Here is a 21,635-nt window from a genome sequence, read left to right on the forward strand (position 1 = left end):
TTTTTTTAAAATAAAAAGAACCACTAATTTATGTTACTCACTTCAAAAGAATTTAGCTAAATGGTCTATTTCTTAATAATTGCGCATACTACAAGTATCCTTGCATGAATTATCTTTAAAGGAGGAAAGTTTTGTGAAAGATAACTTCTATAAGATCCTTTCTATGTGGATTTTACAAATTTTATTTTATTTTACAACTGTACATGTAACGCAATATGAGCATGCTCTCATTTTTACAATTATATATGTAATTGTTAATGTACTATTTCTATTTTTCCCTGATAAAACTGCCTTTGTTTTCTTCATATTAGGAACCATTATTTCTGTTTTCTATTTATTCTACGAAGCATGGCTTTACTTATGGAGTACATCAGAACAATGGGAATACATTATTACTCACTTCCTAATGGCAGCAAATTTCTTCATTGTATATATCTCCACTCATCTATTAAAGAAGGTTATTCATGAAAATAAAGAATTAACCGAACGTGTGAGAACGTTAGAACAGTACATTGGAGAATCGAAATTATTAACAAGACAAGAATTCGAAAGACGACAAGCATTATTAATCAATGCAATGAATCGTCGTAATGAAACAGGCGTTATAATTTATTTTGACTTCACTTCCTTTAGTAAATATACGAAGGAAAGTGTTATGGATCGTGTAGCTTCATTATTAGTTGAAACGGTAAGAGCTGACTTTGACCTTGTTGCTGAGTATGATACCAACACACTAGTCACTTTATTACAAAATACAAATGAAGCTGGTGCCGATATTGTAATGAACCGTCTACAGCCTAAAATGGAAAAATGGCTTGCAGCTGAGGCAATTCAAGACATTAAGATTAAACGAGAACAAATCGCTACAAAAGGACCGACAGTATTATGATGACACTCGTTATACTTCTTTTATTCCTTCTATTTTGCGTACTCGTTTTTTGGATCAGTATCACATTTTCGATTAAGTATGTACTTATTTTTACAGCCTTTCTTTTCTCTGGCTTACTCGTTTACTATTCTTTCTTAACACTCGCAGGTTTAGTTCACCGAAATAGGAAACGAAAAGATCGTACGCTAGAACATTACCCAAGCGTCGATATTTTAATACCAGCTCACAACGAAGGCGTCGTTATTAAGGATACTTTAGAGGCGATGGCAAAGATTGAATATCCAGGCAAACTAACTGTTTATTTATTAAACGATAACTCGCAGGATGAGACACCTGAAATTGGTGACGATTTTGACAAAGCTTATGCTCATATTCGTCACATTCGCGTTCCACCTGGTGAACCAAAAGGAAAATCACGTGTATTAAACTACGGCCTTAGTATTTCAGATGGTGAATACTTCTGTGTTTATGATGCAGATAACCAGCCTGAACCACATGCTTTGCGAATGCTTGTAGAACACGCTGAAACAACCGAGGATGCTGTTGGGGCAGTTGGGCATGTTCGTACTGTAAATGAAAACAGAAACTGGCTAACACGAATGATTTCGTTAGAATTTCAAATCTTCCAGCTCCTTATGCAATCTGGGCGCTGGTTACTATTCCAAACAGGTTCACTAACAGGAACAAACATGCTTCTTCGCCGCGCTGCACTAGAAGAGCTTGGCGGCTATGACCCTTATGCAATTGCAGAAGATGCTGAATTAACATTACGAATTACACAAAAAGGCTATCTCTTACCAATCGTTCCAGAATCGATTACATGGGAACAAGAACCTGAGCATTTAAAAATCCTTATTAAGCAGCGTACACGTTGGCTTCAAGGGAACTTATACATTTTAGAAAAAATGTTTTCTTCATTAAGTTTCTTTAAAGGAAAGCTTCTCGTCCATTCCTTACAACAAGTTTTAGTGTATGTTGTATTTTGGCTATTCTTAATTATTTCAAACGTTTGGTTTGTAATTGGGTTACTCGGGATATTCCAAATTCAATATAGCATTCCGCTACTATTTATGTGGTATGTCGCATATATTACATATGTTTCTCAATTATTTAGTGCCCAGAGTGTGGAACGAACCTTTACACCAACTAATATTTTTATTAGTGTGATCATGTACTTTACGTACGCACAGCTCTTTACGTACTTATTCATTCGTAGTTTAATCTTATACTTACGTGCAAAGAGTAAGAAACAAGTCATTGGCTGGGATAAAACAGTTCGATTCAAAAAAGACAAATAAACAGCACATTAAAAATAAGCACAGAGCGCCGTATGCTCTGTGCTTATTTATTGCCGTATAACTTATATATCAGACAATACCCCTTAGCTGAAAGTAATTTCACGTCCATCCCCCAACGAACGATCGACCTTCATTTATATACGAAAAAGTGATTGCTATTTTTGTAGAACCAATTGTTTCTCTTGCTGCTCTTTGCGCGTTTCAGTCTTAGGTTCCGTGCTTTCTTGGACACTACGATGTGCCACACGTTTCAAACAAATATGCTTCCACTTTCTTTCGTAACGTTTCATTATTCTAGATGTCCCCCTTGAATGCGCTTTAAAACTATTTGAAATCGCTTACAGGAAATAATATAGCACATATATATAAACGTGACAACACATTTCCGACAATTTTTTGTCAAAAATATGAATAGAATCCGCAAGATATCGAACATTGTCGAAACGAATCGATTTTTATTCGTATAAAAGGCATACTACTAATATAGTAAAGTATTTTATTTCCCTTACTTGCAGTTCAAATTCCTTCTATATAAAGTGAAATTTTAATCAGTGAGGTTTTTCTTCATCCCCACCTAACTTCTTTGCTTTCACTGAATTTTGAGGTGGGGGTCTTACTGCCCATTATAAAGCGGGATTAAAAAAAAGAGCTGATACATAATCAACTCTTTTTCCTTCTATTATTTATGACGCTTCATACGCCCTTCTTTTTGTAACTCTTTAAATAATGCTGCCATCATAAAGAAAATAACAAATACGAACGGGAATGCCGCTATGATAGCTGCTGTTTGCAGTGCTTCTAATCCGCCAACATATAATAGAGTAGAAGCTATCGCTGCTAATACGATACCCCAAACCATTTTAATGCGGTTTGGCGGATTTAAACTACCATGCGTCGTTAACATTCCTAGAACGAATGTCGCAGAATCTGCTGATGTAATAAAGAATGTTGCAATAAGTAGAATGCCTAATACTGATAAAGCTGATCCAAAGCTTCCCATCTGATCGAACATAGCAAATAATCCTACTTCTGTTCCCAGCTCTTTAACCTTTTCAAAGATATGTGCGTCACCAAATAGCTCCATATGAATACCAGTTCCACCAAAAACAGAGAACCAAAGTGCACCAATTACGGTCGGTACGAGTAAAACACCAATAACAAACTCACGAATCGTACGTCCTCGTGAAACACGAGCAATAAATGTACCTACGAATGGTGACCATGCAATCCACCATGCCCAATAGAAAATTGTCCATGACTGAATCCATTGGTTTCCGCCTTCATCTAATGGACTTAAACGGAAGCTCATACTCGGTAATTCTTGAATATAAGAACCTATTGTTGAAGTAAAGTAATTCATAATAAAGTTTGTTGGACCCGCAAATAATACAATGATCATAAGTGCAAACGCAAAAATAATATTCGTATTACTTAAATATTTAATTCCTTTATCAAGACCTGTTTGCGCAGATAACATGAAAAGAACAGTTACAATCGCTATAATAACTAACTGTGTCGTTAATGAATTCGGGATAGATGTTAAATAACTAACACCACCGGCAATTTGTTTCGCACCAAGGCCTAATGACGTCGCTACGCCAAACACCGTTGCGAAAACAGCTAACACATCAAATGAATGAGCAATACGACCATGTTCCCCGCCCTTAAATAACGGACCTACTGTCGCACTAATCGTACTCGCTTTTCCTTTTCTAAAAGTAAAGTAAGCAATACACAGCGCTACAAATGCATATAGTCCCCACGGATGTAATCCCCAATGGAAAAATGAGAAGCGTAGTGCAAGGCGCGCACTTTCCTCAGTTGCACCTTCTCCAAACGGAGGTGCATAAAAATGGTTTAATGGTTCGGCAACGCCCCAGAAAACTAGACCGATACCCATACCAGCACTAAATAACATAGCAAACCATGTCATATAACTATAATCAGGTTCGTCATCATCTTTACCTAAACGAATAGAACCGTATTTCGAAACAATTAAAAAGATAGACACAACTAAAATAATAGAAACAGAAATAATATAAAACCATCCAAACTTACTAACTAATGCAGTTTGAATTGCGGTTGTTACATTTCCTAGGCTACCTTTTCCAATAATAGATTCGGGAATAATTCCCCAAATTGTAAATGCAATACATAATGTTAATGATACGATGAATGTTTTTGTTAGTTTCCTCATCAAATCCCCCTTCGTAGGTTTCACTTTTGTAAATAACATAAATTCCGATATGTAAAATCGGATAGAAAACTATAATTTCACGGTGATTTTCTTACTTTCACCTTCACCAATTCGAATTCTTATGGACAGCCTTACCTTCCGTATAACCTTTTCACTCTGCAAGAGCTATAAGATCGAAATACTGCTGTCAAATTGTGTGAGAAAAATGCGGATGGGAATGTATTTTCCCAAAAAAGGATGTGTTACAGATGTAAAAAAGGGCATTTTTCTTCCTTGCAACCCTTTCTTTTTGTAACAATTATGCGGTTTTTTTGCTAGTATATAGCACGTGTTTATAGTTTCACAAACGAAATGTTTATGTTTATATAACTATATTACCCATAAAACGGTAAAATACTCAAGGAATGTAACCGTTTAGTAAACATTATGTAACACTCATGTAATATTTTTATTTACGTCGAAAACAATATGTTGTATTAAATATTTTGAATATAAGTAGAAACCTACTAATCACATAGAATGAAAAACGCTTTCCTATATTTTTTGTTATATTACAGGATGTTAACGACTTATTACGAATGGTTTGTAATTGTGTGTTTTCCCCAAATCCGAAAAAATCTGTTGCTATAATGAGGACACGAAAACAAACGCAATGGAGGCTATCATGAAAAAATTAATTGGTATAGCAACAGCAGCAGTTTTTGGTCTTGGGATTTTCACATCATCTGCTAATGCAGAAACTGTTGTAACAACAGACGTACTAAATGTACGCGAAAACCCTACTACGGAATCAAAAGTTGTCGGTAAATTACTAAACGGTAATAAAATAGATGTTCAAAATACAGAGAACGGATGGTCAAAAATCACTTTAGATGGTAAAGACGCATTCGTAAGTACAGAGTTCACTAAAAGCATCTACTACGTAACAGCTAACGTATTAAACGTACGTACTGAAGCGAACACAAACTCAGAAATTCTTGGGACGCTTAAGAAAGACGATATGATCGAAACAACGAACCAAGTACAAAATGAGTGGTTACAATTCGAATATAACGGAAAAACAGCTTATGTTCACGTTCCTTTCTTAACAGGTACAGCACCAGTTATTGAGAAACAAGAACAACCTGCTCCTGCTAAAGCGCAAGCACCAGCTCAAGCACCTGCAGCTCAAGCAAAACAAGCTGCTAAGCCTGCTGTAAAGGCTGCTGAAACTAACACACCTTCTGGTGGTCGTGAGTTAACAGTTGTAGCTACAGCATATACAGCTCATCCGAGCGAAAACGGTGGCACATATGGCGGCCGTGTATTAACTGCAATGGGTCATGACTTAACAGCGAACCCAAACATGAAAATGATCGCTGTTGACCCGAAAGTAATCCCATTAGGATCTAAAGTATGGGTAGAAGGTTACGGAGAAGCTATCGCTGGCGATACTGGCGGTGCAATTAAAGGTAACCGTATCGACATCCTACTTGGATCAGATAGCGCTGCTCAAAAATGGGGACGCAAAACTGTTAAAGTGAAAATTTTAAAATAACCAATGACTGCTGAAGCCAGTTCTCTTTGTTGAGAGCTGGCTTTTATTTTTTTATCCCACTTTAATGGGCAGTAAGACCCCCACCTCAAAATTCAGCGAAAGCAAAGAAGTTAGGTGGAGATCAACTGCCCATAAAAGTCCGATTGGTGAGGGCTAATAATCAGTGGGGGATAAAGAAAACCCCCACTGATTAAAGTTTCACTTTATAATAGCCATAAGGAGGTTATGTCCATGAATGTACAAGCAAAAGTAGACTGGATCGGTACACCAAAACCATATATATATAAGGATGAAGCAACATACGACGCTACTTCCATTGATTTCTCACTCGCTGACGACGACAATCGATATAAATTAATTGTGCTCAAGTCTGAAGATAATACACATTACAAATTTGTCCAATATGGAATCAAACCCGGCTCACAAAAGCCATTTCCTATCGACATTCCATTCGAACAAAACATGTTACCAATCATAGAGCAAATATTACATGATCCATATGTACAAGCGATATTAAAGGAAACGCGCTTCTAATCGAAAAAAGACTATCTCAATTATGAGATAGTCTTTTGCATTAATGAGTTGGACCAGATACTTCCTCTGATTTCAACGTATTATTCGCTCCAAGAGAATGGTACAATATCTTTCCATTTCCATTCACAGTAACGATATGATCATTATTAAAGCTTTTGAACTTCACAGAGCCATCACCGTAACGAATATGATACTCTTCATATGTCGTTACTTTATATTTCGTAGCACTTTGACGCTCTACATTACGAATTTCCATTGTTAATAAATCTTCTGTAATTCCTTTTTTGTGTAAATACTGTATATAATCACGGTCTTCCTTATACGATTTCCCGCTCTTATCATAATTATTTTCAATTAAGCTAAAATCATTTAATGAAATCGCACGCACATTATCATAAAGATGATTTCGTACAAAGTCACCAACAGCCGAACTTGATGTTTCTTTCGGGAATTTTAAGTAATACGTGCTTTGGTCTCCAATTTTAACACTTTCAGATTTCATCACACCAAAATCAGTAGTTTTCTCTAAATGTACTTCTACCGTTTCATCTGTTGGTACAGGACCAAGTTTATAACTTCCGCGGCTTAACTTCCCACGCTTCGTACCATTCACAAATACAGTTGCATCATTTTCATCAGAAGAAATGGTTACATAATTTCCTTCTAATGATAATTTAACATCCACTTTCGCCTCTTTTTCATCTGCCAAGTCCACTTCTTTTTCTGTTTCTAACTCAGTTAGTTCCGTCTTCGCTTTTGCCTTTACAACGTAAGAACCAGGGAAGTACGGACCAACTTCTTTTGAAGTTTTATCACTTGATAGCTCTATCTCTTTCTTATCATTCACATATATTTCAGCACCTTTCGCAGTTGTGCTTACATTCATATAATAAGATTTCATATTAAGTTTATACTTCGGATATAAGAACCATTCTTTCCCGTCTTCTATAATTTGACCATCTTTAAATGATGCTTTATCACTTGCTAGTTTTTGATCTACTGTCTCTCTTTGTAAATAAGATAGCAGTTCTTTATTATAAGAAGGATTTTCTTTTAAATAACGGATATATCCTTTAATATCGTCAACTTTCACTTTCAAACTCGGATCATCTACTTTTACAAACTCATCAATTGCATTCGCATCTTTCTTTTGGAATGCTTCAATCATAGCATTGACCTGCTTTTCTTTTGAGAACTTGCTTGCTCCAAATTTATACGCACCAAACAATATAGCAAAGATAACAACAAAGCCTATAAGTAACATTATATTTTTCTTACTTTTCACTGGCTTTATTTCTCGTTGTACTTCTGAACGAGAAGAAGCTGCCTGATCAGCAATTACATCTACCTTACTTCCACACTCGGAACAAAAGTTCAAATGATCTGCAACTTGTTTATTACATTTCCCACAAAACTTCAAATGGCTCTCCCCCTTATTTTTTCCCTAACTTCATACCGGCGAATGTTAATGCGTAAGAAAGAAGAAAACTACCTACCATTAAATACAGCGTGCTACTTTGAATAGAGAACAATGGTCCGGAAATCCCAGCAAATTCCTTCATAACTTCTTTACTCCCTGAGGCCTCAATATGAATTTTGGCCAATCCATTTACACAAAGCATCATCACAGTATACACCGCACTAAACACAGCAATAGTTACGTACATACTTTTCATCGGATATTGAGCCAATTTCATTCCAGCTCTAAATAGTAAAATGCATGGTAGTACAATTAATAACCCCCACCAGTGCATGTAGGAATTGAAATCCTCAATTTCTTTTACTCGTTTAAAATTCGCTCCATTAGCTACTTCCAGATCTTTTAATGACGTACCATTTATTGATATTCCTGACGTATAAGATAAATGCAATGGACCTTTTTCCATTGAGTATCTTCTCATTTCTCTATCCATGTCTCCCCATTCAATTGCTGTTGGAGCAAAGTGAGCCATATTCCACATGTATGGTGTTGCTTCTAATAAAATGAATGTTTTATATGTTTTCTCTGGAAAATCAATTGGTCCCACTGACTTTGAACTGCTAAATAAAATTGTAATAAGTATAATACCAAATGTAATAAGCAATCCTTTTAATACAGTTACCACACTATAATAAATAGATGTTGCATATGGAATACTTCGACTCATAGAAGATAATAGACGGTGTGGTCCTGCCTGAATACACATACCAATAAAGGTAAATAATAAACCAAATATAATGCCATACAATAAACTACTAACATGTGAATAACCAATACTGATTGTCATCGTTTTATAGAATTGAGAAATTGTCGTAGAAGAACTTGCGATAAAGCTGACAATACACAAGAAAACCCCATATACAATACCGATAATACTTGATGTTAGTAACTTCTCACGCCAAATAGCAGAAGGGTTGCTTCTCTCTACAAAGAATCCAATTCCACCTAATATAAGTGCTGGAATTGCTAACAAGATGAACAATGGGAAATGAAGGATAAATGACATCGCATATTCCCCGCTCCCACTAACTTCAAGGCCTATTAAATGATACATTAAAATTAATGGTGCTATACCGATGACAGATTGATCAATAGTAGTCATATTCAGCATACCGTTCATCTTTGTAAGCATCGTTCTCACTAGATCGTTAATCGCCGCATCGACAATTAGGCTACCAATCCAACCGGCTATAAACATACATACGATTGCAAGCCCACCACCAAGTAAACCTTTTTTCAAAGTGCTGCCAGGTGGACTTACATGTAATTGTAAACTTTCGTCTGGTAATCTTGTTTTCATTTCTTTTTTCATAATACCTAATAAGGAATCCCCGCATTTCTCACAATACGTAGCAGTCCCTTTACTTTCCACACCACAAGTTCGGCAATACTTTGAGTCTTTCGGTGCTAACGTAACTTCACTTTCTACACTACCTGTACTTGATCCATCATGTGTACAATAATTCGCTACATCCGATTGTTCTAAACCACAAGTTTTACAATACATGTTCCTCACTCCTTACTTTGCTTCATACCACAAACTGGGCAGAATGTAGCCTCTGCTGCAATTCGTTCACCACATGAAGTACATGACCCATTTTCAGCATTTTTTGATTGAAGGAGTAACTCATTTTCTTTCCCGCACTGTCCACAAAATTTATCATTTAATGATAATGGGCCGCCACAGCTACATTGCCCTTTCTGTCCTTGATTCTGTAAATTAGCTATTTGCTTACGCGTGTTATAAATAGCTACATCCAGCTCTTGTACTGGTTCTATAATACTTTTTAACACATCTACTCGAACTTCATCATTTCGGAGTTGCATATATGTCGTTTGACCAAGTTCCAACAAAATTTCAGTTTTCACCTGTAGTTTCTCTTGCGTAATCTTCTTTAATTGCGCAACCTCTTGAGCTACTTGTAATTTCATCTTCCCTTGCTCAATTCCCTCTTGCAATTTGTTCATACCGCTACCAAACTTCGATTGTAAATCTGACAAAACTTAATCCCTCCATAAATATATAGTAATATACAAAATTAACATTTTATATATTACCATGATTTTCAAGTAATGTAATCTAAATTTCATTTTTTCTGTTTTAAGCATTTTTTGTTTATAATGGTAAAGGAAAGAAATATGTGTACGGAGGAATATTATGCTGCAACACTCAATTACGAAAGATGAAATTATGATGATTGCGAATGAGTTCGTTCAAGGACTAGATCCACAGCAAACAGCTGATCAGGAACATGTCGCTACAGCTCGGCACCTATATCGTAGTGGTGTTGTCTACAACGTTGACTTTGATGGCTATACGCTATCAGGAACTGTAGATGCTGAAGGCAGCGTATATAGCGTCCATATCCCGATTCGCAACGTCGCTGAAAGCTATTGCGATTGCTTCGCACCAACGCAATGTGAGCATATGCTCGCTGTGTTACTATCGGCAGCATCTAGTTTCGGGCAAGTAGGAGATGTATTAACTTTATTTAAAAATAATACGAAGCCTTCCCTTCCTCCTATTCGAACTGCAAGACAAGTATTGCAATCATCAGCTTTTGAAGAAACGGATTATAAAAGTTGGCAATCCTATTTTGATAACGAATATGAATCATTTAAAAAAGAACAAGCTCGGCTTACTTATAAACAAATGTATTTTCTTATGAGTATTTTTACGGACTTCTATACGAAACTCGAGCGGAAAGCTCCACGTATCATTGTGATACATGAGTTGTTCAGGTTACATGCAGCACTTTATTGCTTTCAAAAATTATTAGAAGAAATTCAGGAATTTGAAGCAAATAAAACGTATTCTTATCACCAACCAGTTAACGTCGTTCGCCTATTTGTAGATAAAGTGGAATCCATCGTTCGGGACTTACAATCAGAATCGATTCCTTCAGAGTCTAAATCAATTTTGCAAGAAACAGCTCGTCTCGTTCACGAAGTATTCTTCTCCACCGATGCCTATACGCAAGAGAGATTTTTCATTTATCGTCACATATGGAGTGAACTCTTACACAATAACGAGCAACTACAAGAAGAAGAAAAACGAATCGATACGAAAATGAATCCACTTTCCAAAGCATTAGCATCTTCTCATCTACTCTTTTTAAATGACGAAGATCGATTAGCGATGGACTTACTAAAAAAACAGCCTGCTTCTGTTGTAAGTCTATACTTCTATTGGTTAGAAGAGTTATTAAATGCAATGAAATGGGATCGTGCGAAAAACTGGCTTTCCTTTACGTATAAACAAGTGAAGAAAACGATACATGAGCACGAAAATACAATTTTCATAAAAGATATCGTTCGCTTATTCGTCATCATGTATGAAACGTATGCAACCCATACAAATGAACAAGCTGGATTCGAAATGATTTTGCAAGAGCTATTACCATACAGTTTCGCAAACTATGAGCAATACGTACTGGCGAAAAAGCAGTATCGAACATGGGCAGAACTTCAGCTCTTACATGGATTTGAAGCAATTGAAATTTTGAAAGAGCCGCTGAAAGATATTGAAAAGGAGGCACCAGAAGCAGCACTTCCTCTTTATCACCTTGCTGCTACCGAAGCTATTGAAGAGCGAAATCGCAAATCATATAGACGTGCAGTTCGTTACTTAAAGAAATTACGTACATTATATAAACGATTAAAGCGTACCGATGAATGGGATGCTTTCATTATTCACATCGCAAACTTACATTCACGTCTGCGTGCACTACAAGAGGAATTACGGAAAGGAAAATTAATCGATGATCAATCAAACTGAAGTAACAATTAGGCTCCAGCACGTTAGTCACGGTTGGTTCCTTTGGGGAGAGGATGATAGCGGTAATCCATTATCCGTAACAAGTTGGAAACGAAATGCATTTACATGGCACTCCACTTCCTTCTACGGCACGTTTCTAAAAGAAGCAACCTTTGAAGGAAGACAAGGTGTTATGCTAACAAACGCACAAGCATTTGAATACATCGCTAATAAACCAATGAACTCCTTTGCTCGTATTCAAATGAACGGTCCTATTACAGCACTTACGGAAGATGCGAACGAATTGTGGGATGCCTTCACAAGCGGTAGCTTCGTACCTGATATGGAGCGTTGGCCTAAACAACCATCTTGGAAAGTTCAAAATACTCCAATCGAAGATGACACATTGGCATCTCTTTTCTCGGCTGCAGTAAATGAAAGCATATTACAAGATAACCGTTCAAATGACGGATGGGAAGATGCAAAGAGACTTTATGAACATTATGACTTTACGAAAAGACAATTAGACGCAGCACTACATGAAGAAGATTGGCTTCGAAAAATTGGTTACATTGAAGATGACCTTCCCTTTACAATCGGTCTACGGCTACAAGAGCCGCAAGAAGAATTTGAAATGTGGAAGCTTGAAACAATTGTTACACCAAAGCGCGGGGCCCATCGCATATATGTATATGAGGGTATCGATTCTTTGCCAAAACGATGGCACGATTATGAAGAACGTATTCTTGAAACACAAGAAGGCTTCAGTAGACTTGTACCGTGGTTAAAAGATGGTGATACATTCCGAAGTGAACTCTTTGAAACAGAAGCATGGAACTTCTTAACAGAAGCAAGTAACGAATTACTCGCTGCAGGTATTACGATTTTATTACCATCATGGTGGCAAAATTTAAAAGCGACAAAACCAAAATTACGTGTGCAGCTGAAGCAAAATGCGACGCAAACGCAATCTTTCTTCGGCATGAATACACTCGTCAATTTTGACTGGCGCATTTCAACGAACGGCATTGATTTATCAGAAAGCGAATTTTTCGAACTCGTTGAACAAAATAAACGGTTATTCAATATAAATGGTCAATGGATGAGACTAGATCCAGCCTTTATTGAAGAAGTACGAAAGCTCATGAACCGTGCTGATAAGTATGGGCTCGAAATGAAAGATGTTCTTCAGCAACATTTATCAAACACTGCTGAAACAGAAATTGTAGAAGAGGATAGTCCGTTTACCGATATTGAAATTGAACTAGATGGATATTATGAAGACTTATTCCAAAAACTATTGCATATTGGAGATATTCCAAAAGTAGATGTCCCTTCATCACTAAACGCCACACTCCGTCCATATCAACAACATGGCATTGAGTGGTTATTATATTTAAGAAAACTTGGATTCGGCGCATTGTTAGCTGACGACATGGGACTTGGAAAGAGTATTCAAACGATTACTTACTTACTATATATAAAAGAAAACAATCTCCAAACAGGTCCTGCTTTAATCGTGGCTCCGACATCTGTTCTTGGAAATTGGCAAAAAGAATTTGAGCGTTTCGCACCGAATTTACGTGTTCAGTTACATTATGGAAGTAACCGAGCTAAAGGGGAATCCTTTAAAGATTTCCTTCAATCAGCAGATGTTGTATTAACATCTTATGCATTAGCTCAGCTTGATGAGGAAGAACTTAGTACGTTATGCTGGGATGCTGTTATTTTGGATGAAGCACAAAATATTAAAAACCCACATACGAAACAGTCTAAAGCAGTACGAAACTTACAAGCAAATCACAAAATCGCATTAACTGGGACACCGATGGAAAACCGCCTTGCCGAGCTTTGGTCTATTTTCGACTTCATTAATCATGGATATCTTGGCAGCTTAGGACAATTCCAGCGCCGCTTCGTCTCACCAATTGAAAAGGACCGTGACGAAGGAAAAATCCAACAAGTTCAACGTTTTATCTCACCGTTTTTACTGCGTCGTACGAAGAAAGATCAAACAGTCGCATTAAACTTACCAGATAAACAAGAACAGAAAGCTTACTGTCCACTAACTGGTGAACAAGCTTCCTTATATGAACAACTTGTTCAAGATACATTGCAAAATGTAGAAGGATTAAGCGGAATTGAACGACGCGGATTTATATTACTCATGCTGAACAAACTTAAACAAATTTGTAATCATCCCGCTCTTTATTTAAAAGAAACGGAACCGAAAGACATCATCGAGCGTTCCATGAAAACGAGCACGCTCATGGAACTCATTGAAAATATAAAAGATCAAAATGAAAGTTGTTTAATCTTCACGCAATACATCGGTATGGGGAACATGCTAAAAGATGTGTTAGAAGAACATTTCGGTCAGCGCGTCCTCTTCTTAAACGGTAGTGTACCGAAGAAAGAACGTGACAAAATGATCGAACAGTTCCAAAACGGAACGTATGACATCTTCATCTTATCGTTAAAAGCAGGTGGTACAGGGTTAAACTTAACAGCTGCTAACCATGTCATTCACTACGATCGTTGGTGGAATCCAGCGGTAGAAAACCAAGCAACAGACCGCGCATATCGCATTGGTCAAAAGCGTTTCGTTCACGTTCATAAACTGATTACAACGGGGACACTTGAAGAGAAAATCGATGAAATGTTAGAAAGAAAACAATCATTAAACAACGCCGTCATTACAAGCGATAGTTGGATGACAGAACTATCTACAGATGAACTAAAAGAATTACTTGGTGTATAAAGTGAAACTTTAATCAGTGGGGGTTTTCTTCATCCCACACTGATTATCAGCCCTCACCAATCGGACTTTTATGGGCAGCCCGCCCCCCCACCTAACTTCTTTGCTCTCGCTGCATTTTGAGGTGGGGGTCTTACTGCCCATTAAAGCGGGATAAACAAAAGGAGCTAATCTTTTCGAGATTAGCTCCTTTTTCTATTCCAAAACCAATTACTTATTATAATACCTGTTAATCCACCGCACGTATCCAGTAATGAATCTTGCCACATCGGTGTACGATCGCCCGTAAACCATTGATGAATTTCATCAAATGTTGCGTATCCCGCAACGAAAAGGAGAGCGTATATAAAACACCTTTTTCTCGAATAACCTGATCGATGAAAAGCGTAATACGTCAATGAACCGAGCATAAAGAACACCATAAAATGAGCACCTTTACGAAGGAAAAACTCAATAAATCCACCTACACCTTTATTTGCAATACTAACAGGTGTACCACCGCCGTAATCGATAGATACCCATGAAAAATGCTCTTTCACAAACTCCACATTTACATATTGTTCAATATCCGAACGCATATCCTGCTTTTTATATGGTTGTGCCGAGGAATAGAAAATCAGCCCCATCCATAGTAAAACAGGAATCCAAAATAACCATTTACGATTCATTCTTCCGAAACCCCTCTCTTATTCTTTTAAGAGTACCAAAAAAAAGAATAAATTTCACGCCAAAACATGACATTTGCATCCTATTTATATAGTGAAAGGGGGTGATAAACATGGCAGTCGAAACAATCGTAATGGATTTAACTTTACGTCTCGTCTTAAACAATGGATTAGATAAGAATGGAAAAACAGTTTTTAAGAACAAACAATTTAAGCGCGTAAAAACAAACGCAAACTTAGAGCAAGTACAAAACGTAGCACGTGCTCTTGCTTCTTTACAAGCATCACCACTTCACGCTGTACAACTTGTTAGCACATCAGATCTTTCTAACCTTTAAGGTGGAAATATAATCAGTGGGGATGCCCCCCACTGATTACAAGATAAATAAAAAGGAGGAATCAACGTATGCAAGTACTAGAATTAATTTTCGCGAAAGAAGATGGAAAAACAGTTGTCTTTTCTATCGAGAAGCCGATCACACCTATTGATGCACAAGTCGTAAATCAAGTAATGGATACGATCCTTGCCTCATCTGTATTTTCATCAATTAATGAAAATACCCGAAAAAAAGGAGCTCGTCTCGTAGAAAGAAATGTATCTGAAGTTCCTATTACCTTATAGACAAAAAGACGAATCTGCATCATTTTGCAGATTCGTCTTTTTTCTTCGGCATTTCAATTGGAATAAAGATTTTTGAAAAACCGACGCATACATATTTATAGTGTTCTCCGCCGATATCAAATTCCGTCTTATATGTTGAGAAGAATATATAATCATCTCGCTTCGTATAATGATCGATTAACAATCCAACTTGCGGCTCAACATATTTTTTCGCCAACTTCTTACCAGCCGATGCTAAATCACCAAGGAGCCCCTCTTCATTTTCCTTTTGAACTTCGTCTAGCTTCTTACTTACATCATTACGTTTCATAAACTGCTTCGCTGCCCAATCCGTATATTCACCTTTACTCGGATTACTATTTGCTAAATATACTAGAAGAACAACAACTAGAGCCATAATAATATACCTTTTCTTCATACTATCTCACCGCCTACTCTTTTCTATTTTCATATATATGTACAAGCGATGCAAATTAGAAAGACTATCATCTATTGATTGTAAACGAATAGCTAAAATTTACAATATGAAATAAAAGATTAACAATTAATTTACTTAATTCGTATATAATTATATTGAGAATTATTATCATTTATAAAGGGGGAATTAAATTTATGAATGACGAAAATGATATTATTATTTCTAATTCTACAATGATGTTAGAACCATACAAGCACCCTTACTATCAGACAAAGATTATAGAAAGTAGCGGGAACCATCTTTACTCCTGTCAAACTGCTCTCCAACTTATCAAGCAATCTTGTCTAACCAATGTTCACTCTACTTATCAAGGTAGACGGAAAGCAGTTCAAACAAACTTTCATTTCAAACAAAATGTCCCGATTCCAATTAATCATCGAGAATATATTTGTGCTTTCCCAACAGAGTCTCCTTCTTCTCCAAACTGTATATGGCTGTTTTATAACCATATAGATGACATAGAGTTTTTCAAAAAAAGTAAAAAAGCTACCATTCATTTTTCAAATGGCACGACTACAACCATACATATCAGTCCCCATAAGTTAAAACAACAATTATTAAAAGCCGGATATGTATTATCACGTATGAACATGCAAGATTCACTACAATTTAAAAAACTCTTACTACATTTACTACCTTAACAGAATAAGTAGAATGGAAAGCAATATCCCTTGCCTTCCATTCTTATGATAATGTTTATCCTCTTAAACTATCTCGCATTTTCTCAAGTGCTCGCCGATACACCCACCTCACTTGATAATAGGTCATCTCTGTCTCTAAAGCGATTTCCCCCATCGTCTTTCCTACAAAAAAACGCTCAAAAACGATATACTTCTCCTTCTCATCTAATACACTCATAAAATCCTTCACTTTCATTTCAATATCTTCAAAACGAAAGATATCCTCATACTCTCCTACACATACACACTTTTCTTGCACTGCAAACTCTTTCTTCAATCTTTCTAATATATAACCACGCACCGTTACAACTGCATATGCAGGAAAACTCCCTTTCTCTGCATCAAACTTTTCATACGCATGCCAAAGACCGATTAACCCACATTGATAATATTCTTCATAATCTTGATAGATCCCTAACTTCTTTATTTGATTTACAATCAATCCTTCATACAACAAAACTGCCTCTTTAAAAGTCGCTGGCTTCACACAGTACCCACTTCTAAAAGGTATACCTCTTTGTTATTCCGCCGGTACCTCCACAATATAAAAATAAAGAGGGAAATTCACTGTGAGTAATTTTAAATACTATCGCTGAAATTTGAAATTACAATGGGTAGAATTTCAAATTTTGTTGGTGGTATTTGAAGTAAGGTTAAAAATAAAAAAGGTGACCCCCTTAAAGAGTCACCCCTTAATTCAATCATATTATTATACAGGTAAACCAGGTAAGAACTTTGCAATCAATACAACAATCGCAGCTAGGAATCCCGCTTTAATAATGAATAAAACAATAATTGGGATAGCTGCTTTCACTTTACTTAATCCTGCTGTAACTTGTAATCCTAACCAAATTAAAACTAAATTCCATAAATAGAAAAATTCAATTGTATTACCAATTCCATATGCAAGTGAACCTTGATCGAATAGTGGTCCTAAACTTGTATACGCAGTTGGTCCAGCACCTAAAATTAAAGCTATAACACCATTAATAAGTCCACCAATAACAACAACAATATCCGCATATACAATAAGCATTACTATTTTTTTATAAGAAGTATCATTCCCATAGAACATCATAAACACCTTATAAATAGCTGCAACAACTAATGTTGCAATCATAACACCTACTATTCCCCATATCGTACCAGAAATTACATCTGATGTAAGCGAACCCTGCTTTGCAAATTCGCCTCCCAATTTCTTTTGCATTTCAATCATCTCAGGTGATGTATACGTAATATACGAATTTAAACCACCCACAAGTCCTTGTAATAGCGCCACTATGAAGAACATACCCCAAACTTTCTCAGTCGTCTTCATTCTCTCAAACTGTAAACCAGGAGAAGTAATCATTCCGAACAATGATGGCTTCTCACCGCCAGCTTTTTGCGTATTCACATTAGCTTCCATTATAACGCCTCCTTCTATGTATATAACCCGTTCTAACGGGCGGTTCACTTCCTCATATAGAGGCTACGAACCGCCCACTAGAACGGTAATGTGTAGTTCTACTACACGATTAATTACTCATAACGAAGTGCTTCAATTGGATCTAATTTCGCAGCTTTATTCGCTGGAATTAATCCAAAGATAATACCGAGTGTCATAGAGAACAGTACGCCTCCGACGACAACTTCCCATGAAACAAGAGGTGGCCATTTTGCGAATGTGGAAACGATATATGCTCCGCCATATCCAAGACCAATTCCGATTAAGCCGCCTAGAAGTGTTAACATAACCGCTTCAATTAAAAACTGTAATAAAATTTTACTACGCGTTGCCCCAAGTGCTTTACGTATCCCAATTTCGCGCGTACGCTCCGTTACAGATACTAGCATAATGTTCATAACACCGATACCGCCAACGACTAATGAAATACCTGCAATACCGCCGATGATCATCGTCATAATGCCAGTTACTTTAGAAACATTTTCTTGGAATTCTTTTAAATTCACCAGTTCATATTTACCTGGAATTTCACTTGGCTTACGACTATTTAATACATCAACAGCCTGTTTCCCAGCTGCTTCTAAATCGTCTACATTTTTAGCTTGAATTGCGATGTTTTGAATCTCATCTGTTCCGTATAAAACAGGCCATAACGTAAGAGGGATTAGCGCTTCTTCCATTTCAAATCCCATAAACTCATTATCAGATGTATACACACCAACAATTTGCATTGGCTGCCCCTTCATCTCAATAATTTGTCCAACTGGGTTTACGTCCTTAAATAACGTTTCTTCTGTTTTTGTGCTAATCATCACAACGTTATTTGCATGAGTAATATCTGATTCACTTAAAGTACGTCCCTTTACGACCTTTACTTTATTAACTGCAAAATATTCATTATCAAGACCAATAACATTCAGATTTGCCTTTTTATCATTTACATCAAGCACCTCTGAATTCCGGTTTGTCGTAATAACATGTGAAACATCTTTCACTTGTTTTACTTCCAAAATATCCTCTTCCGTTAACTTTGGCATTTCAAATCCACCCATAGCAAACTCATCATTAATATCTGGTTGAAATTGAATTGGCATAAGATTATTACCACCAGAACCTGCGAATTTCGACTTCAGCATTGCTTCCCCGCCTTGCCCAATCGCAACGACAGTAATAATGGAACCAACACCGATAATAATACCGAGCATCGTAAGAGCTGAACGCAGTTTATGAGCTAAAATAGAAGACAGGGCAATTTTTATACTATCTAGTAAACTCATACCGCACACCTTCTATCTTCTGTAATTTTCCCGTCTCTCAGTACAATACGGCGGGAAGAATACGCCGCTACTTCCTCTTCATGCGTAACCATAACAATCGTTGTACCTTCTGCATTAAGCTTCGTGAAAATATCCATAACTTGCTCACCAGACTTCGTATCAAGCGCACCCGTCGGCTCATCGGCCATAATGAACGTTGGATTATTTGCAATCGCTCTTGCAATTGCGACACGCTGCTTCTGTCCACCTGACAATTCGTTCGGTAAATGATGCACGCGGTCCGCTAATCCAACTTTACCTAATGCCTCTAAAGCACGCTTACGACGCTCTGCCTTCTTCACGCCGCCATATACGAGCGGAAGCTCAACATTTTCGACTGCTGAAAGACGCGGAAGCAGATTAAAGTGCTGAAACACAAAACCGATATATTCATTACGAATTAAAGCAAGCTTTGACTCGTCTGCTGTTAAGATATTCACATCATTCAACATATATTCGCCTTCTGTTGGACGATCTAAACAGCCGATAATATTCATAAGCGTTGACTTACCAGAACCAGACGGTCCCATAATTGAAACGAACTCCCCGCCTTGAATTGTTAAACTAATATCGTGTAAAATCGGTACCGCAAGTTTCCCTTGATAATACGTTTTAGCAATATGATTTAACGTAATCATTTCTCTTTCACTTCCATTCCGTCATACACATCGTCGGAAGGATTTTTAACCACCTTTTGCCCCACTGTTACGCCTTCAGTAATCTCCGTCCAGTCTCCATCAGTAGAACCTTTTTTCACATTTTGTTTGCGAAGCTTTCCTTTATCCTCAACATAAACAAATGCATCATCATCTTTTTCTACAATGCTCTTAGTAGGAACAGCAACCATCTTCTTATTCTCTAAATTTACTTGCAGAGAAACGTGATAACCTGGAGATAAACCATCTTGACTATCAAGACTTGCTTTATATGTATATTGGGACATATTTTGAGTCGCTTCACCCATACCACCAGCTTGCGCCATCTCTGCACTCGTTGGGAATTCACTTACTTCTGTAATCTTACCTGTCCACTTCTTCTTATTGTTTGCTTTCGCAGTTACAGTAAATGTTTGATCCTTTTGAATTTGCGACTTTTGAAGCTCAGTTAATGTCCCTTGAATTTGGAATGGATCTTTAGAAGCCACTTGTAAAAAGGCTTTCCCTTGACCACCTAACGCTTGAGATGAACTTTGTGCCGCATCTTTATCTAACTTTTGAACAACACCAGCAAAATTACTATAAATCGTAAGCTCTTTTTGCTTTTTACTTAATTCTTCTTTCTGCAACTTCCCTTTTTCTTTCTCAAGATCAGTTGTCTTTTGTGCTATCTCTAACTCACTTACTTGCTCTTCCATCGGATCTGTTACTTCTTTCCCAGCTCCGCTATCTTTCGCTTTCTTAATTTCTTTCTTCAGCGAATCAATCTTCTTTTTCCCTTGATCATAACGCATATCTGCCATCTTCTGATCAAGCTCAGCTTGCTTCATTTGAAGATTAATCTCTTCATTATCATAAGAGAATAACTTCGCACCTTTCTCTACCTCTTGTCCTTCTTTTACCTCAATATCTTTCACTTTTCCTTTGGCCGGATCCGCATAAAAACTTTCAATATTCCCAGGTTTCACTTGACCAGAAATTAACTTCGTATTATTCAGCTTTCGCTCTGTTACCTTCTCGAAACTTACAGCATCAGCCGATGTTGATGCCCCCTTCTTCTTACCTTGCATAACAAAAATATTAACTGCTGCTACAATAACAATTAGTGCAATAACCCCGATAATAATCCATTTCTTCTTCTTGTTTGGAGTACGAACCGTATTTGGTACCATATTCTCTCTCCTTTTTATAACTTAATAGTTTAATATAAAATTGTATAAAACTTTCTGAAAATGAATTACATATTATTACATTCTTTTTACAAAGTTTTACACATCCATTTATATTGTAACAAAAATTCCAATGATTAGAAATATGA

The 21,635-nt window shown here is 36.8% G+C and carries 20 protein-coding genes; 9 read left to right on the forward strand and 11 right to left on the reverse strand.

The window, feature by feature from the left end:
- The first annotated feature begins 133 nt into the window (after positions 1–133).
- Both EKQ63_RS27630 and EKQ63_RS27635 read left to right on the forward strand, forming a co-directional pair.
- Complete coding sequence (locus EKQ63_RS27630) at positions 134–889, forward strand: MreC domain-containing protein (protein ID WP_087955132.1); 756 nt, start codon at positions 134–136, stop codon at positions 887–889.
- Positions 886–2,187: a glycosyltransferase family 2 protein gene (locus EKQ63_RS27635; RefSeq protein WP_088325784.1), complete on the forward strand. Its 1,302-nt coding sequence runs from the start codon at positions 886–888 to the stop codon at positions 2,185–2,187. The genes EKQ63_RS27630 and EKQ63_RS27635 overlap by 4 nt, the downstream gene beginning before the upstream one ends.
- 679 nt (positions 2,188–2,866) lie before the next feature.
- Here EKQ63_RS27635 and opuD read toward each other — a convergent pair.
- Positions 2,867–4,384, reverse strand: coding sequence for a glycine betaine transporter OpuD (gene opuD, locus EKQ63_RS27640; RefSeq protein ID WP_087955134.1), 1,518 nt, complete (start codon positions 4,382–4,384; stop codon positions 2,867–2,869).
- Between the two features lie 664 nt (positions 4,385–5,048).
- Here opuD and EKQ63_RS27650 point away from each other — a divergent pair.
- Both EKQ63_RS27650 and EKQ63_RS27655 read left to right on the forward strand, forming a co-directional pair.
- A complete protein-coding gene (locus EKQ63_RS27650) occupies positions 5,049–5,921 on the forward strand; it encodes a cell wall-binding protein EntA (protein WP_143881683.1) in 873 nt (290 codons plus the stop codon).
- Positions 5,922–6,152: 231 nt separating this feature from the next.
- Complete coding sequence (locus EKQ63_RS27655) at positions 6,153–6,455, forward strand: DUF3910 family protein (RefSeq protein ID WP_087955137.1); 303 nt, start codon at positions 6,153–6,155, stop codon at positions 6,453–6,455.
- A 40-nt stretch (positions 6,456–6,495) separates the two neighbouring features.
- Here the strand turns inward: EKQ63_RS27655 and EKQ63_RS27660 are convergent, their stop codons facing one another.
- From EKQ63_RS27660 to EKQ63_RS27670, 3 genes are read right to left on the reverse strand one after another with little or no spacing between them, the layout of a single operon-like run.
- Entirely contained in the window at positions 6,496–7,875 is a 1,380-nt protein-coding gene (locus EKQ63_RS27660) for a zinc ribbon domain-containing protein (protein ID WP_087955138.1), read from the reverse strand.
- A gap of 13 nt (positions 7,876–7,888) precedes the next feature.
- Positions 7,889–9,442, reverse strand: coding sequence for a hypothetical protein (locus EKQ63_RS27665; protein ID WP_143881684.1), 1,554 nt, complete (start codon positions 9,440–9,442; stop codon positions 7,889–7,891).
- Positions 9,443–9,447: 5 nt separating this feature from the next.
- Positions 9,448–9,936, reverse strand: a complete 489-nt coding sequence (locus tag EKQ63_RS27670; RefSeq protein WP_087994286.1) for a zinc ribbon domain-containing protein — start codon at positions 9,934–9,936, stop codon at positions 9,448–9,450.
- A 157-nt stretch (positions 9,937–10,093) separates the two neighbouring features.
- Between EKQ63_RS27670 and EKQ63_RS27675 the strand changes: the two genes are divergently transcribed.
- Positions 10,094–11,713, forward strand: a complete 1,620-nt coding sequence (locus tag EKQ63_RS27675) for an SWIM zinc finger family protein (RefSeq protein ID WP_088325791.1) — start codon at positions 10,094–10,096, stop codon at positions 11,711–11,713.
- A complete protein-coding gene (locus EKQ63_RS27680) occupies positions 11,697–14,453 on the forward strand; it encodes a DEAD/DEAH box helicase (protein ID WP_087955142.1) in 2,757 nt (918 codons plus the stop codon). Before EKQ63_RS27675 ends, EKQ63_RS27680 begins: the two co-directional genes overlap by 17 nt.
- 179 nt (positions 14,454–14,632) lie before the next feature.
- Here the strand turns inward: EKQ63_RS27680 and EKQ63_RS27685 are convergent, their stop codons facing one another.
- Positions 14,633–15,118 carry a VanZ family protein gene (locus EKQ63_RS27685; RefSeq protein WP_001080717.1) on the reverse strand — a complete coding sequence of 162 codons (486 nt, stop codon included), beginning with the start codon at positions 15,116–15,118 and terminating at the stop codon, positions 14,633–14,635.
- 110 nt (positions 15,119–15,228) lie between these two features.
- Between EKQ63_RS27685 and EKQ63_RS27690 the strand changes: the two genes are divergently transcribed.
- Together EKQ63_RS27690 and EKQ63_RS27695 are read left to right on the forward strand one after the other, a co-directional pair.
- Positions 15,229–15,453, forward strand: a complete 225-nt coding sequence (locus EKQ63_RS27690) for a DUF1659 domain-containing protein (protein WP_014893407.1) — start codon at positions 15,229–15,231, stop codon at positions 15,451–15,453.
- A gap of 68 nt (positions 15,454–15,521) precedes the next feature.
- On the forward strand, positions 15,522–15,737 hold the full coding sequence (locus EKQ63_RS27695; protein WP_001197596.1) for a DUF2922 domain-containing protein: 216 nt from the start codon (positions 15,522–15,524) through the stop codon (positions 15,735–15,737).
- Positions 15,738–15,756: 19 nt separating this feature from the next.
- Here EKQ63_RS27695 and EKQ63_RS27700 read toward each other — a convergent pair whose 3' ends face one another.
- A complete protein-coding gene (locus EKQ63_RS27700; RefSeq protein WP_000747726.1) occupies positions 15,757–16,155 on the reverse strand; it encodes a DUF4359 domain-containing protein in 399 nt (132 codons plus the stop codon).
- Positions 16,156–16,349: 194 nt separating this feature from the next.
- Here EKQ63_RS27700 and EKQ63_RS27705 point away from each other — a divergent pair, with 194 nt between their 5' ends.
- On the forward strand, positions 16,350–16,856 hold the full coding sequence (locus EKQ63_RS27705; protein ID WP_087955144.1) for a competence protein ComK: 507 nt from the start codon (positions 16,350–16,352) through the stop codon (positions 16,854–16,856).
- Between the two features lie 55 nt (positions 16,857–16,911).
- On the opposite strand, the gene EKQ63_RS27710 is transcribed toward EKQ63_RS27705, so the two are convergent.
- The 5 genes from EKQ63_RS27710 to EKQ63_RS27730 form a co-directional block, all read right to left on the reverse strand.
- On the reverse strand, positions 16,912–17,382 hold the full coding sequence (locus EKQ63_RS27710) for a sigma-70 family RNA polymerase sigma factor (RefSeq protein WP_087955145.1): 471 nt from the start codon (positions 17,380–17,382) through the stop codon (positions 16,912–16,914).
- 222 nt (positions 17,383–17,604) lie between these two features.
- Complete coding sequence (locus EKQ63_RS27715) at positions 17,605–18,306, reverse strand: YknW family membrane protein (RefSeq protein ID WP_143881685.1); 702 nt, start codon at positions 18,304–18,306, stop codon at positions 17,605–17,607.
- A 113-nt stretch (positions 18,307–18,419) separates the two neighbouring features.
- Positions 18,420–19,622 (reverse strand): ABC transporter permease, encoded by a 1,203-nt coding sequence (locus EKQ63_RS27720; RefSeq protein ID WP_088325795.1) that lies wholly within the window; start codon positions 19,620–19,622, stop codon positions 18,420–18,422.
- Positions 19,619–20,299 (reverse strand): ABC transporter ATP-binding protein, encoded by a 681-nt coding sequence (locus EKQ63_RS27725; RefSeq protein WP_087955147.1) that lies wholly within the window; start codon positions 20,297–20,299, stop codon positions 19,619–19,621. The genes EKQ63_RS27720 and EKQ63_RS27725 overlap by 4 nt, the downstream gene beginning before the upstream one ends.
- Complete coding sequence (locus EKQ63_RS27730) at positions 20,296–21,489, reverse strand: efflux RND transporter periplasmic adaptor subunit (protein ID WP_000249042.1); 1,194 nt, start codon at positions 21,487–21,489, stop codon at positions 20,296–20,298. Before EKQ63_RS27730 ends, EKQ63_RS27725 begins: the two co-directional genes overlap by 4 nt.
- Between the last annotated feature and the right edge of the window lie 146 nt (positions 21,490–21,635).

Origin of the sequence: Bacillus sp. BD59S, from assembly GCF_007363175.1 — a bacterium.
GTDB classification, from domain to species: Bacteria; Bacillota; Bacilli; order Bacillales; family Bacillaceae_G; genus Bacillus_A; species Bacillus_A pacificus.